We start from the raw sequence: 16,703 nt of genomic DNA on the forward strand, positions 1-16,703 counted from the left end.
ATATTACCATTGAATGATTAATTGATGAGCATATAATCGATTGAATAATACCAATATTATCTGTCATCGGGAGAGAAGCATGCCGCATCGGGCCCACCTGTTTTCGTTGCGTATCGGCCATGCCCTTCGCGAAAGCTGCCTGCAGGAACGGTACGATAGTCGGCGCTTGCTTAAGGATGTACTGGCCGGGATCACGGTGGGGATTATTGCCATTCCCCTGGCCATGGCGCTGGCCATTGCCAGCGGGGTGGCCCCTCAGTATGGGCTCTATACCGCCATCATCGCTGGTTTTGTCATCGCCCTGACCGGTGGCTCCCGGCTCAGCATTTCCGGGCCCACAGCCGCCTTTGTGGTGATTCTCTATCCCATCGCCCAGCAATATGGTCTGGGTGGTCTGCTGCTGGCGACCGTCATGTCGGGGGTGATCCTGGTAGGCATGGCGCTAGTGCGACTGGGCCGCTTGATCGAGTATATTCCCGAGCCGGTCATCCTTGGGTTTACCGGCGGCATAGGGGTAGTGATTGCCACCCTGCAACTGAAGGATTTTCTCGGGTTGGAGCTGAACAGCCTGCCCGAGCACTATGTGGGCAAGGTGACGGCGCTGGTGACGGCCTTTCCTCACATGCACTGGCCCAGCCTGGCCATTGCGCTGCTCACCCTGGCCATCATGCTACTCTGGCCCCGGCTGAAAATCGGGGTGCCGGCGCATTTGCCGGCGGTGATCCTGGCCAGTCTCATCACCTTGTTGCTGAACCGGCAGGGCATGGACATCGCCACCATCAGCAGCCAGTTCAGCTACCTGTTACCAGACGGCAGTATTGGCCAAGGTATTCCCTCTGTGTGGCCGCAGTGGGTCTGGCCCTGGCTACAGCCGGGGCCAGATGGTACTGCGTTGACGCTGAACTGGGACTTGTTGCGTGATCTGCTGCCGGCGGCCTTCGCCATCGCCATGCTGGGAGCCATAGAGTCGCTGCTGTGTGCCGTGGTGCTGGATGGCATGACCGGCAGGCGCCACAGCGCCAACAGCGAGCTGCTGGGGCAGGGCATCGGTAACATAATGGCGCCGTTTTTCGGTGGTATTACTGCGACTGCCGCTATTGCCCGCTCGGCCGCCAACTTCAAGGCCGGGGCCGAGTCGCCGGTGGCGGGCATGGTGCATGCGCTGGTGGTACTGGCCGGGTTGGTGCTGCTGGCACCCATGCTTGCCTACCTGCCAATGCCGGCCATGGCCGCCCTGCTGATGGTGGTGGCCTGGAACATGAGTGAGGCCCACAAGGCGGTCCGGCTGCTGAAAACCGCACCTATGGGTGACGTGCTGGTGTTTCTGACCTGTTTTTCGCTCACCATACTGTTCGACATGGTGCTGGCGATTACCGTCGGCATGCTGGTGGCGGCGGTGCTGTTCGTGCGCGATATTGCCGAGATGACCCGGGTAACGGATATTTCCGGCCATCGGCGACTGCTGGGTGCAGAGCTGCCGGAGGGCTGGTCGGTATTCAAAATCAACGGCCCCTTGTTTTTTGCCGCCGCCGACCGGGTGTTCGGCGAACTGGCGGGGTTATGTCGGCAACAAGGGGGCATCATTCTGTATATGGATGCGGTTTCTATTCTGGATGCCGGCGGACTGGCGGCCCTGAACCGCTTCGTGGATCAATGCCGACAGCGACAGATTGAAGTAGTAGTGGCGGATCTGCAATATCAGCCGCTCAAGACCCTGGCCAGAGCCGGGGTAAAACCTGTTCCCGGTGAGATGGCCTTTTACTCCACACTGCAAGAGGCGGTGGAGAAGGTAGCCAAGGCACCACTGACTGCAGTCGGATAAGCTGGCTTTACTTTCCGTTGGTGCTACCGATAGCAATAAAAACGGCGCTGTATCAACAGCGCCGTTTTTGCTTATCGCTTATGGCTGGATGTTTTACTTCAGACCGTCGAGGTAGCGTTCGGCATCCAATGCCGCCATGCAGCCGGTGCCGGCGGAGGTAATGGCCTGACGATAAACGTGATCCATGACATCACCGGCGGCGAACACGCCTTCGATGCTGGTCTGGGTGGCGTTACCATGCAGGCCGGACTGCACCTTGAGGTAGCCGTTTTCCATCTCCAGCTGGCCTTCGAAGATCTGGGTGTTTGGTTGATGGCCGATGGCGATGAAAACGCCGGCCAGCTCCAGCTGTTCGGTTTCATCGGTCTGGGTGTCTCTCAGACGAACACCGGTCACGCCCATTTCGTCGCCCAGCACTTCGTCCAGGGTACGGTTGACATGCAGGGTGATGTTGCCGTTCTCCACCTTGTCCATCAGCCGGTCGATCAGGATTTTTTCGGAGCGGAACTGCTCGCGTCTGTGTACCAGATGTACCTCGGCGGCGATGTTGGACAGATACAGCGCTTCTTCCACTGCGGTATTGCCCCCACCGACCACGGCGACTTTCTGGTTGCGATAGAAAAAACCGTCGCAGGTGGCGCAGGCCGACACGCCGCGGCCCTGATAGGCATCTTCGGAAGGCAGGCCCAGGTATTTGGCAGAGGCGCCGGTGGCGATCACCAGGGCATCACAGCTGTATTCGCCGTCGTCGCCTTTCAGCCGAAACGGACGCTGCTGCAGATCCACGCTGTTGACATGGTCAAACAGGATCTCGGTTTCAAAGCGTTCGGCGTGTTCTTTCATGCGATCCATCAACGCCGGACCGGTCAGTCCTTCGGCGTCACCCGGCCAGTTTTCCACTTCTGTGGTGGTGGTCAGCTGACCACCTTGCTGAATACCGGTTACCAGTACCGGATTAAGGTTGGCGCGGGCCGCATAAACGGCGGCGGTATACCCTGCAGGGCCAGAACCCAGAATAAGCAGTTTGGCGTGTTTGGCTTGGCTCATTTGTCTCTCCAACCTTGGCAAATAGGCAGATAAAAAGTGGCCTCGATTGTAGGGGATAGGCTTGAGGGAATAAAGCGTAACAAGGCGATTGTCGCCACCGGCATGATGCTGAAAGGTTTCGTTTGAGAGGATTACTATGGAAACGAAAGGTTATAACGAATAGTTATGCAATATAGCCCTTTTCATAGTGAAACTTGGTTAGGGGAGTAAATCAACATAAAATAGGTTTTTTATGTCAATTAACAGGCGCAGAATCGGTAGTGGTGGTGGTTGGCGGATACTTAACCTGTTTTGTGGCGAAAATAATCAGGACTAGTGTCTTGATAGTTAAAATAGCCAGCCGCAGGCATAAAAATTTGGCAATGATGGTTATTTCATATGAATATCAAACGTATGTGCTATCTGTTTGCTATTTGACATGTTAAGCTACTGAATAGCTCGATTGTATATATAATCGTTTTTTGTGTTTTTTTATTTAGTTTTTAGCCTGAAGGATGCAAGGCTGGACTCTGCCGTAGTATCGGCACCCGGTCGAAAAATGTGCTTCTTGCTAAAGGTCTATTGCATGGATGTATGGTTTTATGCCATATAGGTTTAATGTTCATAGTGGAATGTATCGAAAATGAGTCAAAGGATGGATGAAGTGTTGGATTTGAACAGCAGGCCGGCCAAAGAGCTCGACCGTATCGATCGCAACATACTCAATGAGCTGCAGCAAGACGGCCGTATTTCCAACGTAGAGCTGTCCAAGCGCGTAGGGTTAAGCCCCACGCCGTGCCTCGAGCGGGTACGACGTCTGGAACGTCAGGGTTATATCGAAGGTTATACTGCCATTCTCAACCCACAGTTTCTGGATGCGTCGCTGCTGGTTTTTGTCGAAATTACTCTTAACCGCGGCACACCGGACGTGTTTGACGAATTCAACGACGCGGTGCAGAAGCTCGAAGAAATTCAGGAATGCCATCTGGTGTCCGGTGATTTCGACTACCTGCTCAAGACACGGGTGGCGGACATGTCTGCCTATCGCAAGTTGTTGGGCGAAACCCTGCTGCGGCTGCCTGGGGTGAACGACACCCGCACCTATGTGGTGATGGAAGAAGTGAAGCAGAGCAACCGTCTGGTGATAAATACCCGATAAGCTGTGCTAATCTGCCCGGCTCTGGTATTTTTATGCCGGGCGGGGACCGAGATGAACCTGACTCTGCGAGCGGCCCCGGCCGCTCGTTTGTCGTTTGATGGCTGACGACTTTCCCTGTCGCAGCATTTATTTCTATTGCGTGACACAACATATAAGAACGAGGAGCGGGCGTTTGGCGGAGAAAAAGCTGTTTACTCCCATGTCTGGTTTACAGCGTCTGTTTGAGGCCGGATTGATCACCATTATCTTGCTGGCGATCTTCATGATGTTATCGCTGGTTTCTTACCATGCCTCGGATCCGGGCTGGTCGCAAACCGCATGGGGCGGAGACATTCGTAATGCCGCCGGGCCTGCGGGAGCCTGGCTGGCAGACATACTGCTGTTCGCCTTCGGCTTCTCGGCGTATCTGGTGCCATTTTTCATGGTGCTGATCGGCTGGGTCACCTTGTGGCGGCCGAGGGCATTGAGCGATATCTGTTATCTGACCCTGAGCCTGCGCATTATCGGTTTTCTGATGTTGTTACTCAGCCTGCTGGCGCTGGCCAGCATGAACGTGGGCAATATTTATTACTTTTCTTCCGGCGGCCTCATCGGCGATATTTTGGCGTCGGCCCTGAACTCGATGTTTGGCTCCCTTGGCACCACCCTGGTGCTGCTGTGCGGTTTTGCTACCGGTGTCACCTTCTTCAGCGGCTGGTCCTGGTTGTTGATCGTGGAGCGTCTGGGCGCGGCTGTGCTGAATACTCCCCATTGGTTCAGTCAGATACCGCAACGACTGGTCGACTGGCAGAGCGGCATCGGACGTCGCCGTCAGGGGATCGGTGAAATGCCGCCCCCCCCAGCACCCGAGACCGAGGTTGAGTCGATCCCGTCCGAAGCGGGGTTCGTGGGCTGGCGCCGGTTCAAGGATCGGCTCGGTGGTCAGTTGGAGTCAGACGCGGATCTGGAGCCGGAGTGGGAAGCCGAGCAGGACGATCCCCTGTTGGCTCCGGTTACCGCCAAGCCAGAAAAACGGGCACCGATACAGAAGAAAACCCCGCCGGTACGCAAAGAACCGGTGATGGGGGAGACCTCCGCGCCCGACATGGCCATGAGCACGATCGCCGAGGCGAACGGCTGGACCCTGGATGATGACGATGATGAGGAACTGGATTTGCCCTGGTTGAGTGAGGGCGAAGCCCCGGCCGCCCCCGTACCGGCGCCACGAACGCCGGCACCGGTCCCGGTGGCCTCGAAGCGCAGAGACTTGTCTCCCTTGCCCTCGGTCGAACTGCTTGATCTGCCCAAACCCCGGCAACATACGGTCAGCGAGGCGGAACTCGACCGCATTGCCCGGCTGGTGGAAGCCAAGCTGGCGGATTACAACGTGCAAGCCAACGTGGTCGGAGTCTATCCGGGCCCGGTGATCACCCGCTTCGAGCTGGATCTGGCCCCCGGGGTCAAGGTCAGCAAAATCACCAACCTGGCGCGTGATCTGGCCCGCTCTCTGTCCGCCATCAGTGTGCGAGTGGTGGAAGTGATCCCCGGCAAGCCCTACGTGGGACTGGAGTTGCCCAACACCCGGCGCGAAACCGTCTATCTGCGCGAGGTGATGGACAGCGAAGCCTTCGCCCGCAACGAGCATCCGTTGACCCTGGTGCTGGGGCAGGATATCGCCGGCGAGCCGGTGATCGTCAATCTGGCCAAGATGCCCCATGTGCTGGTAGCCGGTACTACCGGCTCCGGTAAGTCGGTGGGGGTCAACGTCATGATCTTGTCGATGCTGTACAAGGCCACGCCGGACGAGGTGCGCTTCATCATGATCGATCCCAAGATGCTGGAATTGTCGGTCTACGAAGGTATACCGCACCTGTTGACCGAAGTGGTCACCGACATGAAAGAAGCCGCCAATGCCCTGCGCTGGTGTGTGGGCGAGATGGAACGACGCTACAAACTGATGTCCGCCATGGGGGTGCGTAACCTCAAGGGCTTCAATACCAAGGTGCAGGATGCGATAGATGCCGGCGAGCCGCTGCGGGATCCCTTGTGGGAACCGACTCAGTCGATGGACACCTATCCGCCGGCGCTGGAAAAACTGCCCCATATTGTGGTGGTGATCGACGAATTTGCCGACATGATGATGATCGTCGGCAAGAAGGTGGAAGAGCTGATTGCCCGTATCGCCCAGAAGGCGCGGGCGGCTGGTATTCATTTGATTCTGGCCACCCAGCGGCCCTCGGTGGATGTGATCACCGGCCTTATCAAGGCTAATATCCCGACCCGGATGTCGTTCCAAGTATCGAGCAAAATAGACTCGCGTACCATTCTCGACCAGCAGGGGGCCGAATCGCTGCTGGGCATGGGCGACATGCTTTATCTGCCTGCTGGAGACAGCAACCCGACCCGGGTACATGGCGCCTTTGTGGATGACCATGAAGTGCACCGGGTGGTGGCGGCCTGGAAAGAGCGGGGCGAGCCCAACTATATCGAGGATATTCTAAGCGGCGACGTGGGCGCCGATGGCCTGCTGCCCGGCGAGGCGCCGGAAGGGGGCGATGAAGAGCTGGACCCGCTGTTCGACGAAGCGGTGGCTTTTGTCGTAGAGAGTCGTCGTGGCTCTACCTCCAGCGTGCAGCGTAAGTTAAAAATAGGCTACAACAGGGCCGCCCGCATGATCGAACAGATGGAATACCAGGGTATCGTCAGTTCCGCAGGCGGCAACGGTCAACGTGAAGTGCTGGCACCTCCGCCAGCCAGGGAGTAACCATGAAAAAACTGGCAACTTTAGGAATACTGCTGTGGTCGGTGAGTGCCGTGGCTCTGGCCGATGCGCGCGCCGAACTGCAGCAGAAGCTGGCATCCTTCGACCGATTTTCTGCCAGGTTCAGCCAGCAGGTATTCGATGAGCAGGGTGCGCCGATGCAAAGTGCCGAGGGCACCATGCAGCTGGCCCGGCCCGACCGTTTTCGCTGGCATACGGTATCGCCGGACGAGAGTCTGATTGTGTCCAACGGCAATGATGTCTGGGTGTACGACCCCTTCGTGGAGCAGGTCAGTATAGCGCCGCTGGAGCAGGCGATACAGAACACACCCTTTCTTCTGATTGCCGGCGGTGACGGGCGGCGCTGGCAGCAATACGATGTGGCCCGCAAGGGCGCCGATTATGTGGTGACCAGCAAGGATCCGGGTGAGCTGATCAGTCAGTTCAGCCTGAGCTTCGACCGCAACAACCGTATCAAGCGGTTCACGGTAATCGAGTCCGGCGGTCAGCGCAGCGAATTTACCCTGAAGCAGGTGAATACCAAGCCCGCCACCGGTGCCGATACCTTTACCTTTACCCCCCCGGCCGGGGTGATGGTCGACGACCAACGCTGAGTGAATCGTAGTTATCGCGCAAACACGGCGCCGCGTTGACACATTGACACCGAACGGCTCCTCACCCTTGGCAGCGGGGAAGCAGGCATCGCTGCGGATTTTGGCCAGGGGGAGGCTGGGGGGGGGCAGTAACCCCTCCCCAACCCTCCCCTTGCGTTGCTCCCCGCTGTTATTCTGACAAGTAAGCGGCTAAGGGGAGGGGGCTAAACCATCGCGGATGCAGAATCGCATGAGAAACGGCACTCGCGAAATATTCGGACAGCTTAGCGCTTAAAGCTTACGGCTTTGTTTTTATGGGGATGAAATGACATGAGCACCCTGAGCCTGGACTTCGAACAGGACGACTTTCGCCCGCTGGCGGCGCGGATGCGACCCCAACGGCTGGAACAATACCTGGGCCAGGCGCACATTCTGGGGCCGGGCAAGCCACTGCGCCGGGCGCTGGAAGCCGGGCACTGTCATTCCATGATCCTGTGGGGGCCTCCGGGCACCGGTAAGACCACCCTGGCCGAGTTGATTGCCCATTATTGTGATGCCCAGGTAGAACGGGTATCGGCGGTCACCTCCGGGGTCAAGGAGATCCGCGCCGCCATCGAGCGGGCGCGGGAGCACAAGCTGGCCGGTCGGCGCACCATACTGTTTGTGGACGAAGTACACCGCTTCAACAAATCCCAGCAGGATGCCTTTCTGCCCCATATCGAGGATGGCACCGTTACCTTTATCGGCGCCACCACCGAAAACCCTTCCTTCGAGCTGAACAACGCATTGCTGTCCCGGGCCCGTGTCTATCTGCTCAAGCGGCTGGAGTCGGCGGAGATAGAGCAGATGATTGCCCAGGCGCTGACCGACGAACGCGGGCTGGTCGGGCAGGGCATTGCACTGGTCGACGGCGTGCAGCGGGCACTGGCCGAACTGGTGGACGGCGACGGTCGCAAGGCCCTGAATTACCTGGAGCTGCTGTCGGACATGGCCGAGCAGCATGATGGGGTTCGCCGCATCGACAAGACGTTGCTGGCGGAAGTGACCGGTGAGCGACTGGCCCGGTTCGATAATCAGGGCGATCTCTATTACGACCTGATCTCGGCGATACACAAGTCGATTCGCGGCTCCAACCCGGACGCCGGCCTGTATTGGTATGCACGCATGATCAGTGCCGGCTGCGATCCGCTCTATATCGCCCGTCGCCTGCTGGCCATTGCCTCGGAAGACGTGGGCCTGGCCGACCCCAAGGCGATGGACGTGGCACTGGCCGCCTGGGATTGCTTTACCCGGGTCGGCCCGGCGGAAGGGGAGCGTGCCATCGCGCAGGCCATCGTTTATCTGGCCTGCGCGCCCAAGAGCAACGCCCTTTATACCGCCTGGAAGGCGGCGCTGAAGGATGCCCGTGAGCTGCCCGATTATGAGGTGCCGGTACACCTGCGCAACGCACCCACCAAGCTGATGAAAGAGCTGGGCCACGGCGCCGAATATCGTTATGCCCACAACGAGCCGGGTGCCTATGCTGCCGGTGAAACTTATATGCCGGAAGCCCTGGCTGAGCGGCGCTATTATCAGCCCAGCGAGCGGGGCTTCGAGCTGAAGGTCGGGGCCAAGCTCGATTACCTGAAAAGCCTGGACGAGCAGGCCGGTGGCTAGTTGGCTCCCGGCCCGCTAAGCTGATAAACTTGATGTCGATTTAGTGACTTCCGACCCTGCGTGTGACACGCAGTACAAGCATCAAATAAGGTAACTCATGCTGGACTCCAAATACCTGCGCGGCGATATCGCCGATACGGCGGCGCGGCTGGCAAGCCGTGGTTTTACACTCGATACTGCCTTGTTCAACAGCCTCGAAGAAAAGCGGAAGTCTCTGCAATCCCGTACTCAGGAACTGCAGGCCGAGCGCAATGCCCGCTCCAAGGCCATCGGCCAGGCGGCACGCAGCGGTGAAGACATAGCCCCGCTGAAGGCGGCGGTGACGGCCATTAACGACGAGCTGGACGGTTGCAAGGTCGATCTGGACCAGTTACTGAACGAGATTGAAGCCTTCTGTTCCGCCATCCCCAACCTGCCCGACGAGTCGGTACCGGTCGGTAAAAACGAAGACGACAATCAGCAGGTTCGCGTCTGGGGTGAGCCCACCTCTTTCGATTTTGAACCGCGCGATCACGTGGCGCTGGGCGAAGCCCTGGCCGGTCTGGACTTCAAGGGTGCGGTCAAGATTTCCGGCTCCCGCTTCGTGATCATGCAGGGCCAGATTGCCCGCATGCACCGGGCCCTGGCGCAATATATGCTGGATCTGCACACCAATGAGCACGGTTACATCGAATGCTATGTGCCTTATCTGGTGAACAGCGACAGCCTGTATGGCACCGGTCAGCTGCCCAAGTTTTCTGCCGATCTGTTCCATACCGCTATCGAAGGCGAAGGGGACGAAGCCGGCAAGACGCGTCGTTTCTCGCTGATCCCCACCTCGGAGGTGCCGCTGACCAACATCGGCCGTGACGAGATCTTCGATGCCAAAGAGCTGCCGCTGAAATTCACCGCCCATACTCCCTGCTTCCGCTCCGAAGCGGGTTCTTATGGTCGGGATACCCGTGGTCTGGTGCGTATGCATCAGTTCGACAAGGTGGAAATGGTGCAGCTGGTTCACCCGGATCACTCCTGGGATACCCTGGAAGAGATGGTCGGCCACGCCGAAAAAGTACTGCAGGGCCTGAATCTGCCCTATCGGGTGATGGCACTGTGCACCGGCGACATGGGCTTTGGCGCCGCCAAGACCTACGATCTGGAAGTGTGGCTTCCGGCCCAGAACACCTACCGGGAAATTTCCTCTGTGTCCAACTGCGGCGACTTCCAGGCCCGTCGGATGCAGGCGCGGGTACGTGGTGCAGACGGCAAGCCTCAGCTGCTGCACACCCTCAACGGCTCCGGCCTGGCAGTGGGTCGCACCCTGGTGGCGGTACTGGAAAACTACCAGCAGGCAGACGGCCGCATCGCGGTGCCCGAGATCCTGCAGCCCTACATGGGCGGTCTGAAGTTCATCGGTTGAGTCTGGTGACCTGAGCCAAACAAGCCGGGGCTATGCCCCGGCTTGTTTGTTTACGGGGTATTCAGACAGAAGTTAGTTTTATATTGAATGAAATTTATCCGCTTTTTCTTCGCCTTTTACCGCACTCCTTTGGTAGAATGCGCGGCATTCAAGAGGTACCGGCAATACATGATGGTTTGGATAGACTACGTAATTCTCGGCATTATCGGCCTCTCTGCACTCATCAGTCTGGTCAGGGGATTTGTGAAAGAGGCGATGTCACTCGCTACCTGGTTGGCCGCTTTCTTCGTTGCCAGTCGTTTCTACGCCGATCTGGCCATTCATCTCGATATCTCCGATCCCTTATTCCGCAACGGCGCAGCCATTGCCATCCTGTTTGTATTAACCCTGATTCTGGGCGCACTGATTAATTACGTTATCGGTGAGCTGGTGACCAAAACCGGACTTTCTGGTACCGACCGGGTACTGGGCGTCTGTTTCGGGGCTGTGCGGGGCGTGCTTATCGTAGCGGCCCTGCTGTTATTCATCGATACCATGACCGCCTTCTCGCAGAGTCTGTGGTGGCGCGAATCCCGGTTGATCCCGGAGTTTGGTATCGTGATCCAGTGGTTTTTCAGCCTGGTGCAGAATTCATCCAGCTTTTTACCCCCCAAGCCATAATGAATTGAGGAAATTAGGACATGTGTGGGATTGTCGGTATTCAAGGTACGACCCCGGTAAATCAGGCGCTGTATGACGGCCTGACGGTACTGCAACACAGAGGTCAGGATGCGGCCGGTATCGTTACCATTTCGGGGGATACCTTACGCCAGCGCAAGGCCAATGGTCTGGTACGGGACGTGTTTGAAGAGCGTCATATGGAACGCCTGAACGGGAATGTGGGGATTGGCCATGTACGCTATCCCACCGCCGGCAGCAGCAGCGTGGCCCAGGCGCAGCCTTTTTACGTGAACTCACCGTTCGGTATTGCTCTGGCCCACAACGGCAACCTGACTAATGCCCGGGAGCTGAAAGAAGAACAGTTCCGGGTAGCCCGTCGCCATATCAATACCACTTCCGACTCCGAAGTGCTGCTGAACGTGCTGGCGCACGAGCTGGATCAGCAGACGCAAACCCTGCACCTCGAGCCGGGCCATGTGTTTGCTGCCGTGAGCAAGGTGCATGAACAGGTGCGTGGTGCCTACGCTGCCGTGGCGGTCATTATCGGCCATGGCATGGTGGCATTCCGGGATCCCAACGGTATTCGTCCGTTGGTACTGGGCAAGCGTGAAGCCGAAGACGGCAGCACCGAATACATGGTGGCGTCCGAAAGCGTGGCGCTGGATGCGGTGGGCTTCAGTCTGATCCGTGATGTGGCTCCGGGTGAAGCTGTATATATCACCAAACAGGGTGAGCTGTTCAGCCAGCAATGTGCCGCCGAGCCGCAGTACCACTCCTGTATCTTTGAATATGTGTATTTTGCGCGCCCCGATTCCTTTATCGACAAGGTCTCTGTCTATGGTGCCCGGGTACGCATGGGTCAGAAGCTGGGTGCCAAAATCGCCCGGGAGTGGGAAGACCTGGATATCGACGTGGTGATCCCGATTCCCGAAACGTCCTGTGACATAGCGCTGGAAATTGCCCACAACCTGAAACTGCCTTATCGCCAGGGTTTTGTGAAGAACCGCTATATCGGCCGTACCTTCATCATGCCCGGCCAGCAGCAGCGTCGGCAATCGGTGCGCCGCAAGCTCAATGCCATTCCGTCGGAATTTGCCGGCAAGAATGTACTGCTGGTAGATGATTCTATCGTACGCGGCACCACCTCCGAGCAGATTATTCAGATGGCGCGGGATGCGGGTGCCAAGAAGGTATATTTTGCTTCCGCAGCCCCCGAAATTCGCTTCCCCAACGTCTATGGCATTGACATGCCTTCCGTGAACGAGCTGATTGCCTACGGCCGGGAAGTAGAAGAAATCTGTCAGCTGATTGGTGCCGACGGCCTTATCTACCAGGAACTGGAAGATCTGGAAGATGCGGTGCGTCACTTCAACCCGGAGCTGCGTCGCTTCGAGACCTCGGTGTTTACCGGTGAATACGTTACTCAGGACGTGAACCAGGAATATCTGGATGAACTGAATGCGTTGCGTAACGACAATAGCAAGCAGAATGACAGCATCGACAGCAGTCATCTGGAAATCTATAACGAAGGCCAGTAGTAATAACGACCGGACAATAAAGCAAAAAAAAGGGGTCTGCGGACCCCTTTTTCAATGCTGCGACAACATGATTCAGTGTGTGTAAATGGGCCCGAAGCCGAAGCTCCAGACGATAACGGAGCCGACCATGATACAAACCAGCAACACCAGGCCACAGGTCACCACCGAGCTGGCGTAGATAAAACCGCGTTCTTCGGGAATATGCATGATGATGGGTACGCCGGAATACAGCAGATAGACCGAATAGCTCAGCCCCGCCAGCCCTACCATCATCAGAAAGATAGGCTCGGGATAAAACAGGGCCAATCCGGTCATGAACAGAGGGGTGGCGGTATAGGCGGCAAGTTCCATGCTTTGGGTAAAACTCGGATTGGCACCGAAGGTTTTGGCCATCCAGAACGTCAGGTAAGAGAGAGCAAAGACACCGCCGATCAGGGTGAAGTACATACCGACCGACATCACAAGGGCACTCTCGGTGGTCAGCATTATGGTGCTGCTGGTGCTGGATCCGAAGTTCCAGCCAATCATGGTTGCGGATACATAGGCCGATATTGTCGGTATCAGCGCGATAAACATCAGGTGTACCAGGCTATAGCTCAGGCTCTCGTGGTGGTGGTCTATGGTATGCCATTCTTCTTTGGGGTGTGCATAAAGACCCCATATATGGTTTAAAATCATAGCGTGATCCCCTCAAACATCTCCAGCGCCAGGTGGCTCCTGCCAGGTGGCCGAACAAAGAGTCAAAACGGGTTATGCCCGTGTTTTCCTCTAACTAGTTATTGGCCAGAGACCCACTGCCGTCAAGTTTGTCTACGTATTAACCACAGGTTTGCAGCCCAGATCAACATTCAGCCAGCGGTTGAAGGTAAGGCTTCATTCAGCCAGGCTGCTATTTGCTCGCAGACCCAGTCACCCGCATCCAGGGTCAGATCGTGACCGGCCAGCGCGTGGCAGTGCAAGGGTAGCAGCCAGTGAGTGGCGATGGACTCACTGCAAGAGGGGCTGACCAGCCGGTCTTGTAGCCCGCCGAGCATCATTATGGGTACGGGAGGAGGAAGTTTCGGTGCGCGATAGCTCAGTGCGGCCAGTAACTGGCGCAATATATCGAGCCGGCGGGCCGGATACTGGCGGGCATAATGTACCCAGTGTGCCAGCAATTCGGGATCGTCTGGATGAAGATGGCTGGTGAGCGAAAGAATAGCAGCCTCCTGATGCCATGGGTCACGTGGCCACAACAGCAACTTCAACAGGGGCAGGTAGGCGGCAGGAGAAAGCCGACGATAGAAAGGACTGAAGTTGCTTAGACTGCTGTTCATCAACACGATACCGGCGATTTGCTGTGGATAACGGCTGGCCCAGTCAATGGCTACCATACCACCCAGTGACAGCGTCAACAGATAGACAGGTTGCTGCAGTAATGACGATTGCCATCGTCGCCGCAGACGTTCGGTGATGCCTTTGATGGTTGCAGGACTGCCGCTGGCATACTCGGTACCGAAACCGGGAAGATCCGCCAGTATCAGCGTGTCTTGTGGAAACTGCTGCCGGAATAGCGCGGGAAAGGCTCCCCAGTGGCGTTGTTCTCGCATCAGGCCGCGCAGGCATATCCAGCTAGTGGCACAGCCTTGCTCTCGGGGCATCAGGGGCACGGTGCCGGATACGCTGGCGGGTTGAACCAAAGGGGCTCTCCTCCTGCAGTAACAGTGTGCTCTGTTTTAAGTCGGGTAGCACAGGAGCATACTTTGTACGACTGCCGAGTTGCAGTAATGGCAGCGCCATGAATTATCCGCTAGCAGAATAATCAGCCTTAGGGTCTGTTGACCTTTCGAGATGATTTTTGCAGTAGTTTGTGGGGTCTTGATACAAGGCAGCGCTTATGCATGTAGTCACTCTACATAAATAAGCGATAACGCAGTAGCAAGCCCCCACAAGCGCTGCCCTGCGGGTTCGGCTAAACGCGTTTTTCTCTTTGTTGAGAGGGCTTTGCTTGGAATGACTAGGCTACACCCCTCTCGTCGCGATAAAAACGCGTTTAACTCGAACAAAATTTAACCTCGAAAGGTCAACAGACCCTAGTGTAGGCGATTATAGGTGACGTTTTGAGCGGGCGTATTCCTGTCATTCTATGAATTAACGGCGAGCGGGGTCTGTTCAGGCCTGCTCTGCCACTATTGAGCGGTTTCGGCCCTGTTGTTTGGCCAGATAAAGCGCCCTGTCGGCCTGCTTTAGCGCCTCGTTGATCACAACCGGAGAGCCGGGCCAGTGAGATATGCCGAGCGAGATGGTAATAAAGCCTGCCGAGGATGGTACCCAGTATATTGTCCTGCTGCAGGTAGATGGTGCCGGAGATGTAGCCGAGATACCGGCTATCGTCGGAAAAAATAGGATGCGATAGGCTGACAAGATAGTTGCCGCCAGGCGAGACAAAAGGGTCGGTGATCAGCGGCTTCTTGGCTTCAATGGATTGTCGGGCACCGGGAGCGGACAGTGTCATGCCTTTAACCGAAAGTGTCTCTGGTGAAGTAGCGATAATCACCGCTTTTGCATCGACGACCCCCACCGAGTTGAAGGTGTCGGGTTGTTGCTGCAGGCGGCGGACTTCGCTCAGCAAGGCGGTTTTATCATCCATCTGCGAACCGAGCAAACTTGCGCTGTAGGCAAGCTGGCCCTGAGTGGTCTTGAGGAATACGTCCGTCATTTCGGCCAGTTTGGCCGCATAGTCCCGATTGGATTCGAGGGTATTGTTGATCAGCAGGTCCCGCTGAACCTTGTAGGTGGCATAAAAACTGTTGCCCAGGGTGATCAGGACACTGAACACTGCCAGAGCCAGAATCAGGCTACGGAGATTGAGTTTCGGAAGGGAAGTAAGGGGTATTAGAACGAAAAAGCCTGTAAGTAAGCAGCCGAACACGGTGATGTTTTTATTTAAAAATATTCTAGAGAAACTTTTTACGTAATGCCACCTTGCGTGAATCCGTATAGGCGTCGGATGCTTCTGGGGCTATAGCTTATGCAGTGGTGCCTCTATATTGAGCGTATTCCTCGGCATTTGGGAAACTGCGAGCAGCCCCAGAACTCCTGACCTGTATTGGCTCCTCGACGGGCCTTGCGTTTCACCATGGAGGATGAACAGTTGGGGCAGCTTACTGTAGGTGTAGTAGTGGCTGGCGGAACTTTCGCGGCTGTTGCGGTGTGCTGGGAGGCTCTCAGTGCGTCTTCGGCCAGAGACATCTTCGCGTGAAGCAGCATATTATCCAGTGCCTTGCCATCGAGCAGGCTGATGCGTTTATCTCTGGCAAACGCTTCGGCCTCTTCCGTAAAATTCCCGGAGGTGACGACAAAGCCTCCTTCTACTCCAGCGCCAGCGATAACGCCATATAGTTCCCGAACCACGGACACACCCACGCTCTTCGCCTTCCAGTGCTTGCACTGCACGAAGAAAGTCAGACCATCTTTTTTCAGATGAACATCGACACCACCGTCTGCACCTTCCTCACCACCATCTATGACTCGATAACCCTGCTGCCGGAACGCTTGTCCCACCAGCAGTTCAAACTGCTGCCAGCTCATATCATCGGTTGGCTTGGCTGCTGCTCCGGTTCTGGGATTCTGAATGGAAGTGGCAACATACTTTTGAGCCAGTTTACGCCCTCTAAACGCCTTGAAAGCCGAGATGGCAGCGCCAAAGACGAAGATCATAGGGATCAGGTACTGCATTGCCGAGAGCAGAGGATGGAGCATTAATTCAGTCAGATTGGCAGGCACAGTGGAGCCTGGTGCTTTTTCTAACTGAAATGGGCGGTCGGCATAATGGTGAAGAATCAGGTAGCTGACGAGTGCCAGACTGAGGCTGACCCAATAGGGCAGTTTTGACGCGATATCGATCATATCCTCTGCGGCGGACTGACGGCGCTTCCTTGCCATATCCATATCCCAATAGTAACCAAATGAAACCCAGTGTAGCAGAGCAGTGGATAGCTGCTATCTAGCACTGTAATTATACTGCAATGGTTTTATTTAAGTATAGGGTGAGGATAAGTGCTTCTGCCGTTGCACAGGGGTGACAATTAAGGAATTTCTTTCAGTATTTCAGGCTTTTCTAAGGTTTACTAA

At 56.4% G+C, this 16,703-nt stretch carries 13 protein-coding genes; 8 read left to right on the forward strand and 5 right to left on the reverse strand.

What is annotated here, in order from left to right; translation table 11 throughout:
* Positions 1–79 precede the first annotated feature (79 nt).
* Positions 80–1,822, forward strand: coding sequence for a C4-dicarboxylic acid transporter DauA (dauA, locus tag UN63_RS00480; RefSeq protein ID WP_104484833.1), 1,743 nt, complete (start codon positions 80–82; stop codon positions 1,820–1,822).
* A gap of 93 nt (positions 1,823–1,915) precedes the next feature.
* Here the strand turns inward: dauA and trxB are convergent, their stop codons facing one another.
* On the reverse strand, positions 1,916–2,869 hold the full coding sequence (gene trxB, locus UN63_RS00485; RefSeq protein ID WP_104484834.1) for a thioredoxin-disulfide reductase: 954 nt from the start codon (positions 2,867–2,869) through the stop codon (positions 1,916–1,918).
* A 634-nt stretch (positions 2,870–3,503) separates the two neighbouring features.
* Between trxB and lrp the strand changes: the two genes are divergently transcribed.
* The 7 genes from lrp (at position 3,504) to purF (ending at position 12,590) form a co-directional block, all read left to right on the forward strand.
* Positions 3,504–4,007 carry a leucine-responsive transcriptional regulator Lrp gene (gene lrp, locus UN63_RS00490; RefSeq protein ID WP_239552505.1) on the forward strand — a complete coding sequence of 168 codons (504 nt, stop codon included), beginning with the start codon at positions 3,504–3,506 and terminating at the stop codon, positions 4,005–4,007.
* Between the two features lie 172 nt (positions 4,008–4,179).
* Entirely contained in the window at positions 4,180–6,750 is a 2,571-nt protein-coding gene (locus tag UN63_RS17400) for a DNA translocase FtsK (RefSeq protein ID WP_104484835.1), read from the forward strand.
* Between the two features lie 2 nt (positions 6,751–6,752).
* On the forward strand, positions 6,753–7,361 hold the full coding sequence (gene lolA / locus UN63_RS00500) for an outer membrane lipoprotein periplasmic chaperone LolA (RefSeq protein WP_104484836.1): 609 nt from the start codon (positions 6,753–6,755) through the stop codon (positions 7,359–7,361).
* Positions 7,362–7,670: 309 nt separating this feature from the next.
* On the forward strand, positions 7,671–8,996 hold the full coding sequence (locus tag UN63_RS00505) for a replication-associated recombination protein A (protein WP_104484837.1): 1,326 nt from the start codon (positions 7,671–7,673) through the stop codon (positions 8,994–8,996).
* A 97-nt stretch (positions 8,997–9,093) separates the two neighbouring features.
* The gene (gene serS / locus UN63_RS00510) at positions 9,094–10,392 is read left to right on the forward strand and encodes a serine--tRNA ligase (protein ID WP_104484838.1); all 1,299 of its coding nucleotides are present in this window, start codon (positions 9,094–9,096) and stop codon (positions 10,390–10,392) included.
* Positions 10,393–10,563: 171 nt separating this feature from the next.
* A complete protein-coding gene (locus UN63_RS00515) occupies positions 10,564–11,052 on the forward strand; it encodes a CvpA family protein (RefSeq protein ID WP_104484960.1) in 489 nt (162 codons plus the stop codon).
* A 20-nt stretch (positions 11,053–11,072) separates the two neighbouring features.
* Positions 11,073–12,590: an amidophosphoribosyltransferase gene (gene purF / locus UN63_RS00520; RefSeq protein ID WP_104484839.1), complete on the forward strand. Its 1,518-nt coding sequence runs from the start codon at positions 11,073–11,075 to the stop codon at positions 12,588–12,590.
* Positions 12,591–12,662: 72 nt separating this feature from the next.
* On the opposite strand, the gene UN63_RS00525 is transcribed toward purF, so the two are convergent.
* The 4 genes from UN63_RS00525 to UN63_RS00555 all read right to left on the reverse strand — a co-directional run bounded on the left by UN63_RS00525 (position 12,663) and on the right by UN63_RS00555 (position 16,478).
* The gene (locus UN63_RS00525; protein WP_104484840.1) at positions 12,663–13,268 is read right to left on the reverse strand and encodes a Yip1 family protein; all 606 of its coding nucleotides are present in this window, start codon (positions 13,266–13,268) and stop codon (positions 12,663–12,665) included.
* A 170-nt stretch (positions 13,269–13,438) separates the two neighbouring features.
* Positions 13,439–14,269, reverse strand: a complete 831-nt coding sequence (locus tag UN63_RS00530) for an alpha/beta fold hydrolase (RefSeq protein ID WP_104484841.1) — start codon at positions 14,267–14,269, stop codon at positions 13,439–13,441.
* A gap of 383 nt (positions 14,270–14,652) precedes the next feature.
* Positions 14,653–15,408: a PDC sensor domain-containing protein gene (locus tag UN63_RS17255; RefSeq protein ID WP_229793554.1), complete on the reverse strand. Its 756-nt coding sequence runs from the start codon at positions 15,406–15,408 to the stop codon at positions 14,653–14,655.
* 206 nt (positions 15,409–15,614) lie between these two features.
* Positions 15,615–16,478: a restriction endonuclease gene (locus UN63_RS00555; RefSeq protein ID WP_181068130.1), complete on the reverse strand. Its 864-nt coding sequence runs from the start codon at positions 16,476–16,478 to the stop codon at positions 15,615–15,617.
* Positions 16,479–16,703 lie beyond the last annotated feature (225 nt).

Origin of the sequence: Oceanisphaera arctica (genome assembly GCF_002936955.1) — a bacterium.
Lineage (GTDB): Bacteria > Pseudomonadota > Gammaproteobacteria > Enterobacterales > Aeromonadaceae > Oceanimonas > Oceanimonas arctica.